General features: G+C 39.2%; 9 protein-coding genes and 1 pseudogene. 8 read left to right on the top strand and 2 right to left on the bottom strand.

The window, feature by feature from the left end; translation table 11 throughout:
* Window positions 1–118 precede the first annotated feature (118 nt).
* Window positions 119–1,576 carry a S8 family serine peptidase gene (locus ACFVSH_RS09765; protein ID WP_387596711.1) on the bottom strand — a complete coding sequence of 486 codons (1,458 nt, stop codon included), beginning with the start codon at window positions 1,574–1,576 and terminating at the stop codon, window positions 119–121.
* 554 nt (window positions 1,577–2,130) lie between these two features.
* On the opposite strand from ACFVSH_RS09765, the gene ACFVSH_RS09760 reads away from it, so the two are divergent.
* The 5 genes from ACFVSH_RS09760 to ACFVSH_RS09740 all read left to right on the top strand — a co-directional run bounded on the left by ACFVSH_RS09760 (window position 2,131) and on the right by ACFVSH_RS09740 (window position 7,149).
* Window positions 2,131–2,442, top strand: a complete 312-nt coding sequence (locus ACFVSH_RS09760) for a GntR family transcriptional regulator (RefSeq protein WP_387596708.1) — start codon at window positions 2,131–2,133, stop codon at window positions 2,440–2,442.
* Between the two features lie 186 nt (window positions 2,443–2,628).
* Window positions 2,629–3,984, top strand: a complete 1,356-nt coding sequence (locus tag ACFVSH_RS09755) for an APC family permease (protein WP_387705776.1) — start codon at window positions 2,629–2,631, stop codon at window positions 3,982–3,984.
* A 27-nt stretch (window positions 3,985–4,011) separates the two neighbouring features.
* Window positions 4,012–5,637 (top strand): amidohydrolase, encoded by a 1,626-nt coding sequence (locus tag ACFVSH_RS09750; RefSeq protein WP_387705774.1) that lies wholly within the window; start codon window positions 4,012–4,014, stop codon window positions 5,635–5,637.
* A gap of 31 nt (window positions 5,638–5,668) precedes the next feature.
* Window positions 5,669–6,580: a carbon-nitrogen hydrolase gene (locus ACFVSH_RS09745; protein WP_387705772.1), complete on the top strand. Its 912-nt coding sequence runs from the start codon at window positions 5,669–5,671 to the stop codon at window positions 6,578–6,580.
* Window positions 6,581–7,008: 428 nt separating this feature from the next.
* On the top strand, window positions 7,009–7,149 hold the full coding sequence (locus ACFVSH_RS09740) for a hypothetical protein (RefSeq protein ID WP_387596696.1): 141 nt from the start codon (window positions 7,009–7,011) through the stop codon (window positions 7,147–7,149).
* Window positions 7,150–7,554: 405 nt separating this feature from the next.
* Here ACFVSH_RS09740 and ACFVSH_RS09735 read toward each other — a convergent pair whose 3' ends face one another.
* Window positions 7,555–9,171, bottom strand: coding sequence for a PucR family transcriptional regulator (locus tag ACFVSH_RS09735; RefSeq protein ID WP_387705770.1), 1,617 nt, complete (start codon window positions 9,169–9,171; stop codon window positions 7,555–7,557).
* Window positions 9,172–9,346: 175 nt separating this feature from the next.
* Between ACFVSH_RS09735 and ACFVSH_RS09730 the strand changes: the two are divergent.
* The 3 genes and pseudogenes from ACFVSH_RS09730 to ACFVSH_RS09720 form a co-directional block, all read left to right on the top strand.
* A pseudogene (locus ACFVSH_RS09730) lies at window positions 9,347–9,496 on the top strand (aromatic ring-hydroxylating dioxygenase subunit alpha); the annotation flags it as partial.
* 206 nt (window positions 9,497–9,702) lie between these two features.
* Entirely contained in the window at window positions 9,703–10,950 is a 1,248-nt protein-coding gene (gene allC, locus ACFVSH_RS09725; RefSeq protein WP_387705768.1) for an allantoate deiminase, read from the top strand.
* Between the two features lie 15 nt (window positions 10,951–10,965).
* The gene (locus ACFVSH_RS09720) at window positions 10,966–12,228 is read left to right on the top strand and encodes a pyridoxal-phosphate-dependent aminotransferase family protein (protein WP_387705766.1); all 1,263 of its coding nucleotides are present in this window, start codon (window positions 10,966–10,968) and stop codon (window positions 12,226–12,228) included.

Below are 12,228 nucleotides of genomic sequence, written 5' to 3'. Positions count from 1 at the left end.
TCCACTCAACGTTAAATCGTTTGGTTTTAAAAACTACAATCTTTACGAAAAGAGCCTTTTGAAAAGATGATTTCCTTTTCTTGTAGTTTTAATATTTCATCTTATTTAGAAACATAAGCTACTTCTTTATATTTTCTAATGCTCTATAAGCATTTGCTTCTCCTGAACCAAATAAAGCATCTTGTCCTTTCTTTCCATAGTCAAGAGCTGTTTGCTTAACACGTGCTGTTACTTGGGCAGGTTTATACTCCGGGTGGGCTGCCTTAATAACTCCTGCAATTCCAGCTACTTGAGGAGTGGCCATGGAAGTACCAGCATTAAACTCATATGAAGTACCTAAATAGGTAGGCCATGTACTTAGGATTAAGTTACTTGGATCAGCCGCCGCAGGATCATTGGTTTCTGCATATTTAGGCCCATAATCTCCTCCGGGAGCTGCCACGTCAATAGCACTGTTTCCATAATTAGAGTAGAAAGCAAGCTGTTGAGTTGACCAGCTTGTGGAGGCAGACACATTAATGACTCCTGGCATTTGAGCTGGTACTACAGTTGCAGGACCTTTCACGCTCATTCCATATGGTTCATACAATTTATTTAAAAATTCGTTTACTTCCTTCTTGTCATCTAAATTTAAACTTTCATTACCACTACCGGCTACTACAGTTACTCCATTCTTTACTGCATATTGAATAGCTCTCTTCCAAAGTAACGTTTCAGCGACTGATTTATAACTTTCTCCCTCAATTGTCATTTTGGTATTATTGTAGAAACGAAGAGACATATTAATAACATCCACCTTGTCATTTGTTGCTGCAATAATTCCATCTATAATCCAAGCTGGTAATCCAAGGGCTTGCTCTGAGTATAATACGCGATAGGATCGGATTCCTAAATCTGGTCCTACACCTTTTACTTTACCATTTGCTCCAATGATCCCGGCAACGTGAGTACCATGCCCATTGCGATCTTTTATATCGGTAGGATCACCTGTTTCAGATTCATCCATTCCAGCAGGAACAAGATTACGACCACCTATTATATTATTCTTTAAGTCAGGGTGAGACTCATCAATTCCAGTATCAATCACTCCAACCACTGCTTTATGAGTAATACTACCATCTTTATTTTTATATCCGCCTGTTTCTAAATCATATGATTTCCCTTCGTTGGTAACCCTTTGGATATCCCATTGGGAGTCCCAATAACTTTCTGAATCTTGCTGGCTGATGATGCTAGACTCATGGTTAAAAGGGCTGACTTCCGTTTTGTCTATGGTTAGGGGAATTTCTCTGTTAGCAGCTTCTATTAAAGAATTACCTTTTAGGTTTTTAAGAAAAGAAGGCTCGTCAGATTGAGCTTCTATTCCTCCAATTTCGGGAAGAACTTTGGTTATTTTACCACCAGCTTTCCGTATTACCTCTTGATAATTCTCTGGTAATCCACTTTTAAAAGCTATTGCGTATGTGTTTTTCATCTCTTGATTTTGACTCTTAGCTTGGATAGGAACACCGCCAACGGACAATATCCCTGCTCCTACTGCAATCGAAAGTACCGTATGTAGAATTTTCTTTTTCATATGTCTCCTCCTATATATGGGAAAATTTTCATCATATACTATCTTAATATACAACAACTTAAATTCCAAGTTTTCCTAATAAATCTTATATTATCGAAATTGGCAGCTCTTTTTCTTATCAAACTATCAGTTGAACCCTTTTTTTGAAAAATCTTGTATATGGATAAGGGAATGTATTTTTGAATAGGGGAACAGGTAAGGTTAGGGGATATGATATATCAAGTTATTGTTTTCGGAGGTATAGATTCTATTTTAGGTGTTGAAGGTTTTTTATTGTTTAAGAAGACCAAGAAAAGCTAATTAAATTTCTAATTCAAGTAATGGGTGCTTTACTTCATTATCAGGAGCTGATCAGCAGCTCATTTCTTATGGAACTCGAGGGGCAGGATAGATGAATAACAGATAATTGTAGAAAAAATCTGAATGAAGTCGGCGATATTATGTTTAAGCAAAGCATCAGGTTCCCCTTAATGTATTTTGTAGTATTAACCGTTTGGAAATTTATTGCTAACAAAGAGGTTAATTGAATTGATAACATAATGGTCTGTTTTATCATGTTCTTGATTATTCTGTTATATAAATGGTCGGGACATTTACCAATCGAAAAGGAAAGAACCACGCAGATAGTTTATAAGCAAATTAAAAAAGCGATTTTATTTGGTGGCATTACCGGTGATGAAGTATTTACAAAAGTTCAATTAGCGGAAGGCTTAAATACTTCAAGAACGCCGGTAAGGGCAGCTATTCAAGATTTCAAGAAACAATTTAACAGCTTAACAGCGAACCTTTATTGTATTACGGCACGTAGCTTTTTTGAACCTTATTCGAAACAACCAAGAAAATACACGGTGAGACATCTTCGGTAGCTAACGACTACCTATGCAATTATAAATAATTTATGTAATATTGCATAACACTAGTAATCTAATTAATAATCTGTATGTTGTAATTATTGGGAATATATCGATAATTAAATCGCCAAATAATCAATCCCCACTTGGTATGGTATTTGCATATTAGTTAATTAATCACGAATAAGGGTGGAGTGATACATGGAGAATGCAAAATTAAGACGTTCGTTAACAGTGTTTCCTTTAGTGCTATTTGGATTGGCTTATATGGCACCTACAACAGTTTTTTCTACTTATGGGGTTGTTGCGGAAATAACGAAAGGGATGGTGCCTGCTGCCTATATCATAGCTTTAGTTGGTATGTTATTTACAGCCTTTAGTTATGGTCAAATGGTTAAGGCCTACCCTGTTGCCGGTTCTGCATATACATTTACTCAAAAGGCTTTTAATCCTCACCTTGGGTTTTTGGTAGGCTGGGTTATCCTATTGGACTATTTATTTTTGCCAATGATCAATGGATTACTGATCGCCATTTACTTAAACGCATATTTTCCTTCCGTTCCTTTTTCCTTCTGGTTAATTACCTTTGTCATTTTAATCACCACTGTAAATATAATTGGAGTGAAAATAGCAACAAAAATAAATCTTTTATTAGTTGCCTGTCAATTCTTAATAATAGTTATTTTTACATTCCTCTCGATTAAAGGGTTACTTAACGGAATGGGCTCAGGAACATTATTCATGAGTTCTCCATTTGTGAATGGAGATATACCACTATCTTTAGTATTAGCGGGATCTTCCATTTTGTGTTTATCTTTTTTAGGATTTGATGCTGTTACCACATTTTCAGAGGAAACCATTAATCCGAAAAAAATAATACCAAAGGCTATTTTCCTCGTCGCATTAATAGGGGGTGGTCTGTTTGTCACCATCTCATACATCAGTCACCTTATTTACCCAAATTTCCAAGCCTTTAAAGATCCAGATTCCGCTTCCTTGGAAATTGCTATGTATATCGGGGGTAATTTATTTCAATCTATTTTTCTAGCAGGTTATATTACCGGGGGGCTGGCGTCTGGTTTATCAGCTCATGCAAGTGTTTCGCGACTTTTGTATGCGATGGGGAGAGATGGAGTTCTTCCAAAGAGAATTTTTGGTCATATTCATCCAAAATTTCAAACTCCAACACACAACATCATCTTAGTGGGCATTTTTGCTTTATCTGCGTTATTTATTGATTTAGTAACTGCCTCATCGTTTATTAACTTTGGGGCCCTCGTTGCCTTTACATTTGTTAATCTTTCGGTTATTTCCCATTATTTCATTAAAGAAAAACAGCGAAGCGGGATTAACACACTAAAGTACCTGATATTGCCGCTGATTGGTACTGGTTTCACAATTTGGTTATGGACCAGTCTTGATTCAATGGCGCTTTTACTCGGACTGGGATGGTTAGGAATTGGTTTCATCATGCTCCTTTCTAATACGAAAATGTTTAGTAAGCGGCCACCAGAGCTTTCTATTGATAGTGCGATTGAAAAAGAAATTCAAGTATAAAAGCTATATTCATTAAGGAGGACAAAAATGGTAAGTGCAGACATCATTCTTTCTGGTCAACATGTATTCACTGGGTTACAAGATGAGCCAATAAAAGCAGCTATCGCTATTAAAGGTAATAAAATTATTAAAATCGGTTCTAAAGAAGATATAATGTCATTCCTTGGAAGTGAAACGAAAGTGTATGACATGGAAGACGGACTAATTATTCCGGGGTTTCATGATTTTCATATGCACATTATGATGGGAAGCATTTTACAAAAGGACAGTGCCAAATTATTTGTTGCAGCTTCAGAAGAGGATGCAGCCAAAATAGTAGGTGAATTTGCAGAAACGAGACCAAATGATGAGTGGATATTCGGCGTGGGTTGGGATCATACCAATTGGAAGAACAAAGTACTGCCACATAGGACAACACTAGATAAATATATTAGTGATCGCCCTGTTTTATTATTCAATGCAGAAGTGCATTACGCATGGATCAATAGTAAAGCGATGGAAATGATTCAATTAACGAAGGATACCCCAGATCCGGAATATGGGGAAATTGGAAAAGATGAAAATGGGGAACTGACAGGCCTTCTATTTGAACAGGCAATTGGGTATGCATCGGAACATGCATACAAATTACCGAAAGATAAACGTGTAAGCCTATTCCAAGGTTTCCTTAATGAAACAAAAAGATTGGGAATCACATCTGTTAATGATTTATATGGAGCTAAAATTGCGCCAAATCCATTAGATGATCTTGAAATTTTTAAGGAATTTGAGAGAGAAGGGTTACTTACAACCAGAATTCACTTTTCGCCGGAGTTAAAAATGGATTTAGCTGCCGCAAAGGAATTACAAACAAATTATCAGTCAGACAAGCTCACCTTTTCTGGATTAAAACAATTTATAGATGGTGTTGTGACAAGTCATACTGCTTTTTTATTGGATCCTTACAAAGACCGTCCAGATACAAAAGGCGGAACCACTTATCCAGCTGAAACAATTAAACAATTAGTAAAAAAGGCAGATAAGGAAAATTTTCAAATTCGTTTCCATGCTATTGGTAACGGTGCAGTCCGTTTAGCATTGGATGCATTTGAAGAAGCGAGAAACGTAAATGGAGAAAGAGATGCTAGACATGTCATTGAACATGTGGAGGTATTGCATCCGGATGATGTTCATCGCTTTGAGGAATTGGATGTAATTGCTTCCTTTCAACCTAAACACATTGAATTAATGGAAAGTGAGGCATATACAGCCAGAATCAGTGAAACACAGCAACCTCTCTATTATCCGATCAAAACACTAGTGGATACTGGTGCTAAAATTGCCTTTGGTACAGATTTTCCTGTAGTGCCCCTAAATCCCATGATGGGCATTTATCAGGCAATCACGAGAAAAGATTTAACCGGGGAGGCGTGGCAAGAGTCGGAAGGAGTAACATTGGCACAAGCGTTAAAATACTACACGGCCATACCGGCATACGGGTCATTTAGAGAAAATGAATTAGGCACATTGGAAGCAGGGAAGATAGCGGATATCGCTGTATTGAATAAAAATTTATTTAGCATATCAACAGAGGAAATTCTTGAAACAGAAGTGAAGATGACGATCATGGATGGAAAGATCGTATATGAAAACCCGGTCGTCCAAACTGTATAAGATAAAAAAATAAAAGTGAGGAAGTGAGAAGATGTCAAAAGTAAAAGTTGGTCTTGTCCAAATTCATTGCGGAGAATTCATTGAGCAAAATATTCAAAAAACGATAGAGAAAATAAAAGAAACAGTAAATAAAGGTGCACAAATCGTTTGTTTACAGGAATTATTTTCTTCGCAATATTTTCCGCAAACGGTCAGTGTGAAAAATTATGATTTAGCTGAAGATGTAGATAGCGGTACATTAGCCGAAATGGGTGAATTAGCAAAGGAATTAGCAATTGTCTTGATTGTACCTTTTTACGAAAGAGCAGATGCTGGTATTTATTTTAATAGTGCAGCTGTATTTGATGCTGATGGAGAATGTTTAGGGATTACAAGAAAAAATCATATTCCGGATGGTCCCCAGTATCATGAAAAATATTATTTCGTTCCAGGCAATACTGGGTATCCTATCTATGAAACGGCTTATGGAAAAATAGGAGTCGCGATTTGTTGGGACGAGTGGTATCCAGAAGTTGCGCGAATTTTGAGCTTACAAGGTGCAGAGATATTATTCTATCCTTCCGCTATTGGTTCAGAGCCAGATCATCCCGAGATATCGACAAGATCATCCTGGGAAAAGGCAATTTCCGCTCATGGCATTTCGAATGGTGTATTTGTTGCTGCAACTAATCGTGTGGGCCAGGAAAAGGACATGAATTTTTACGGTGGTTCATTCATTAGCGATACATTAGGGAATATTTTAGCTTCACTTGATGATGAAGAAGGAATTATTGTGCAGGAAATTGATTTAAAAGAGATAGAAGAGACTAGAAAAATGCTGCAATTCTTTAGAGACCGTCGTGTCGATACATACGGCCCTATTTTACAAAAAGAAATACTTCAAAACCCCATCTCCTTCAAAAAAGGGAGCGAACAAAGCACTGTTCAGTTAATCAATAAATAATAAAGCAGGTGTTTTTCCTTATCAGGTACATCATATATCCATCAAGCTAAATTTGTTTTCAATGTAGGGATTGCTGTCTTATTTTACGCTTACCATATCGTAAATAAGGCAGTATCTTTCTTCTCAAAGTCGGGTATACTTGGCCAATGTTGTATAGTTTTGACTTCCATAAGGTTAATTTAGATCGGAGCTGTCTTTAAGGCAGCTTCTTTTTTTGAGCAAAAAAGCAGAAATAAAAGGAGGAGGTATTTAACACCTAACGTACTACTTTTTGTTAAGTAAGACGGTTAGAGAAGAACAATGTGGGAAATACTAAGAGAATGAAAATGTTACCGAATTTTCAGAAAAATATATTGACGGGAAATTGCAGTTGTTATATATTATTAATAAGTTAAATTTATTGTTATATAACAGTAGGAGGAGTCAAGATGATGAACATTCAGGATAAAGCCTATGAAAGTTATTTAAAGATTTGTGAAAGGTACCAAATCGAGTCGATAAACTTTGATCACTTCATCAAAAATTTAACCAAAGATCAGTTGGATGAATACAGTAAATTAGCCGTTTAAATGAAAGGACTTGATTGCACAAGATGGATCTCCCGGTTGATGTAGATGTAGAAGCCAGTTAGAAACCCCACCAGTTGCCATTGGGAACAGGTGGGGTTTTGTCATGTGTTTTAAGAGACTATTTCATAAAGATACACGTCTTTTATGGCTCAAATTGTGTCACTATAAGTGATATTTTATGCTTTTTTCAAGTGCTATTTTGCACTTATATCATTGCAAAAGAGAAGCGTCGGTGCTTTTGTTTTGAGCTACAATATACATAAGAATATTCGATCGGTCTCCGGCAGTTTCTTTAACACTTTCCGAATAGATAGCGTTAATGCCATAATCCTAGTCATTAGTTAGATTAGACAATTTAAGATGTGGATATAGACAATTTGCATAAAGTGAGGGGAGGCTTGTGCTTTATAAATCAAGTAAGGATTTAATGCGAAGGGCAAGCCTAATCTGGAGTGTGGCCTCTGAATCTTTTAGGCTCTTGCCGAGCAGCTCTTCGCATTTCTCGAGTCTGTATACAACGGTGTTCCGATGTACGAATAATCTTTTGGCAGTTTCGGATATTTGGCAATGCGTTTCGAGATAGACAGATAACGTCAGTAATAAGGATTGTTCCTCCTCGGTGAAAACCTTTGAAAATCCCTGTAGTGCAAAATGGTAAAAATTCATGAGGTCTTCTTCTGGGATAATTCTCAATAATTCCATAATATCCTTCGTCCGGAATATTTGGATGTATTCGGTCCTTTTCGAAAGACCTCCTTCGAGAAGGGAGTCGTTCGCTTCTTTGTAAGCGTTCTTGGTCTGTAAAAAACTCGGGCTCATATGGCTCACCCCGAAAGAAATCGTGCAGCCGAACTGGCTGGCTGTTATTCTTTGCAATGATTTTAGCGAAGTTTCGACAGTTTGGAGAACATCGGCAGAGACTTCGTTCACTTCGTATAACAGAATGCTTTTCTTGCCTTTTGTAAAGAGGTGAATCGGATTAGGAGATAGGCAAAGTTCATCTTCCAAAAACTCGTATATCGAATCAGCCCTTCGCTGCAGCTGTGTGTAACTTATGTCCGATCCGGATTCATCGATCTTTCCGACTGCGCATATATAGGTTTGTTCATTGTGTAAGGAAAACTCTTTTGCTCGATTTATGATTTCCTCTTGGGAGGAGAAACTGCCATCCAGAAAATGAAGGAAGAAATCATTTCGGATATTCCGGTCATGCTGTTTAAGGGCATGTTCCTTCAACAAGGCAAAAGATATGACATTAGTTGCCTGTTCTATCGTCAATGTTATGAGGTTATCGCTAGTCTTGATTTCTCCCGTTATCGTCAAATAACCAAATTTTTCTTCATTCAAATAGATGGGGAATACGGTATAGGGTTGTTTATTTGAAAGGGATGTAAACGAAAAGAATGAAGTTTTAGTTTTATGGAACCGGAATCCATCCTCGTTCATTTTTTTGATTATTGGAATAATTCCGGATGTTGAGATTGGATGGAATATCGGTTTTAAGTACTGATCAATTAATAAGATGGGGTATCCGATCTTATCCGATAAATGATCAAGCAGCTTTTGAATCCCTTTCCCCCGCATGATTAAGTTTGTGAATTGTTTGTGTGTTTCCATGGCAAAAGTCAATTCCGCCGCACGTTGATCCAAAATCCCCCGTAATGTATGGTTGATGATTTCCCCGAGTGACAATTCTGCAGGGAGTTCGATGATTGGAAAGGATAAATCATTGGCAAGAACCAGTACATCCTCAGGTATTTCTTTTAGGTATCTTCTTGTCTTTATCCCTAGGGCGGCGCAGCCTTGGTTTGCCATCGCTTCGACGAGTGATGACAAGTGGTGTGGCTTGTCCTTTACGTGATAAGCCGTTGTTACAAGGAATTCATTTGGTTTTAAAAAGTTGATGATATCCGGAGCGTCCATCATATTGACTGTTTGGACTTCCCGTTCTATTCCTGTTCCTCCGGCTATTAAATGCATGCCGGTTAATGCGGGCAATGTTAAAAGTTCGGTAACTTTCATCTGAAACACCTCAGTTTGAAAAATTAGAGTATGGAGTGTGATTTTATAAAGCTGTGTATGAATCCTGGGAATTATTTAGTGTGATTACGGATGTTACTACCACGCTTTGCGGATTTTCATTATCATATCATACAAATCCTTTGGCATATCCTACAAGTTACATAGTTTGGGTAGCAATGAGGATAAGGAAATGGTGGAAAATCAAAAGCCGGCGGAGCTGCCTCTCGATTTGCAAGCGGAAGCGCATATCGCGGCAGATAAGACGTCGATCGCTTATCGTCAGCTCTTGAGGGAAATGGGTTTAGGTGCAAATTATACAAGTTGAGGAAAAGAGGGTGCCCCTGTTAAAAGGGCACCCTCTTCTATTACAGGCATTATTGGTTAGGTTTTCGTTGGTTATTTCGCACAAAAAAATAACGAAATACTAGCAAAAATGTCAATGAAGTTATAGCTGAAAGCAAGTAAAATAATAGATAACATAAATTTGTGAATATTCATAACATGAATGGATATTGGAAGGGAGGCTATGGGATGGGCATTCAAATCGAAAAGTCCATAAATGAAAAGGACGAAGTTGCTTCGATGATTGAATGGTTAGCATCTTTCGGGGCAACGGAGAATGATGGGGTGACCCGGTTATTATATTCCAAGGAATGGATGAGCGCTCAGCAGGCAATGAAAGCTGAGATGGAAAAAGAAAACCTTATTACATATTTTGATAGTGTAGGCAACTTGTTTGGCAGGCTTGAGGGAACGGGCCGCTCCGGTGAAACCATTCTGACCGGCTCTCATATAGACACGGTCAAGGATGGAGGGAAATATGACGGTGCATATGGGGTCGTCGCTAGTCTCCTGGCAGTTAAGAGGTTGTATAAAGCCTATGGGAAGCCGCGGAAGACGATTGAAGTCGTTTCCTTTTGTGAGGAGGAAGGAAGCAGATTTCCATTAACGTTTTGGGGATCGAGGAATATTAAAGGAGACTATGATCTTGAGCATGTCAGGGATTTAAAGGATACTGAAGGAATTCCTTTTTTGGAAGCCATGAAAAAATCAGGGTTTGAACCTGAAGCCTATATAACCCCGGTCCGTGATGACATTGAACGGTTTGTCGAAATTCATATAGAACAGGGGAGGGTGCTTGAAAAGAATGAGAATACAATTGGGGTCGTCAGCCATATTGTCGGGCAGCGCCGTTATACGGTGAAAATCATTGGTGAGAGTGATCATGCGGGCACCACTCCCATGTCCTCTAGGAAGGATGCAGTCGGTTTTGCTTCTGAATTCATTTCTTTTTTAACGAAAAAAGCGAAGGACATGGACCCGGGTTTAGTTGCGACGGTCGGCAGAATGGATGTTAACCCTAATGTCCCGAATGTCATTGCTGGTGAAGTGGAGTTCAGTCTCGATATCAGGCACTACGAGGAAGTGATTCTTGAAAGGTATTGTCAGGAAATCTTTTCGACTTTCGATTCCTTGGCAAAAGAAGGTGAAATGAAGTTGGAGGTTTCACAATGGATGGATGTCAAACCTGTCGCGATGGATCGGGAAATGAATCGCCTTGTCCGAAAGATAGCTGAAGATAAAAATATACCTTTCCAAGATATGGTCAGCGGAGCCGGGCATGATGCACAGGTGTTTGGTTCGTATTGTCCGACTTGCCTGCTGTTCGTTCCAAGTAAGGGGGGGATCAGCCATTCACCTAAGGAATTTACGAATGTTGCGGATATGGAAAAGGGAATCGACGTTTTAAGTGAAATACTATATAAATTAGCCTATTAAAAGGAGTTGGTTAAAATGGCATATTCAGAATTGAATGCACCGATGAGAACGATCATGACACCAGGCCCTGTCGAAGTGGACCCGCGTGTCTTAAGGGCGATGAGCACACCGATACTAGGGCAATTCGATCCAGCATTCACTACCATCATGAATGAAGTGATGGAAATGCTGCGTTTGGTTTTTCAAACGAAAAATAAATGGGCATTCCCAATAGATGGCACCTCAAGATCGGGAAATGAAGCGATTCTATGCAGCATCATTGAGCCAGGGGATAAGGTTCTTGTTCCTATATTCGGAAGATTCGGTCACTTGTTGGTGGAAATTTGTGAGCGATACGGAGCTGAAGTCCATACGATGGAATGTCCTTGGGGAGAGGTGTTCGAACCGCAAGCTGTCATCGCGGAAATCAAGAAGGTCTCCCCTAAAATAATAGCGATTGTCCATGGGGAAACTTCCACTGGTTGTATGCAGCCTTTGAAGGAAATCGGGTTGGCCTGCCGTGATTTTGGGGTCCTGCTTGTGGTGGATGCGGTTGCCTCCATCGGGGGCACCGATGTAAAGGTGGATGAATGGTGTATTGATGGGTTGATAGGCGGGACCCAAAAGTGCTTGTCCGTTCCTTCGGGTATGGCACCGATTACGTATAATGAGCGAATAGAAGAAATCATCCAGTCCCGTAAAAAGGTGGAGCGTGGCATTGCGACGGATGAAGACAATCAAAAGGTTGCGGTCCGCCGTCCGATTGCCAGTAATTATTTCGATTTAAGCATGCTGCAGGATTATTGGGGGCCGCGTCGTTTGAATCACCATACAGAAGCGACTTCCATGATTTATGCGTTACGTGAAGGATTGCGTCTTGTGCTTGAAGAAGGTCTGGAAACGCGCTTTGCCCGTCATGAACTTCACGAAGCTGCTCTCGTTGATGGGATCAAGGCGATGGGGCTAACGTTATTCGGGGATGGCAAAAACAAACTTCCATGTGTAACCTGCATCGAAATTCCAAAAGGAATCGACGGTGAAGCTGTAAGAGCCATGCTGTTGAATGAATTCAGTATCGAGATCGCGTCCTCATTTGGTCCGCTTCACGGAAAAATTTGGAGAATCGGGACGATGGGATTCAGTTGTAGGAAAGAAAACGTTCTTTTTGTATTAGCCTCCTTGGAAGCTGTCCTTTTGCGTCAGGGGTTCCAGGTTAATCGGGGAGAGGCTTTGCAGGCTGCACTGGATGTGTATGTGGGAAAGACGGAGAAAGTGCTTGCATCAAGGGAATCTCTTTAA

The organism is Peribacillus sp. NPDC058002 (assembly GCF_042886655.1).
GTDB classification, from domain to species: Bacteria; Bacillota; Bacilli; order Bacillales; family DSM-1321; genus Peribacillus; species Peribacillus aracenensis.
The sequence above is the reverse complement of the archived record's forward strand: the minus strand, read 5'-3'. Positions and strand labels throughout refer to the sequence as shown.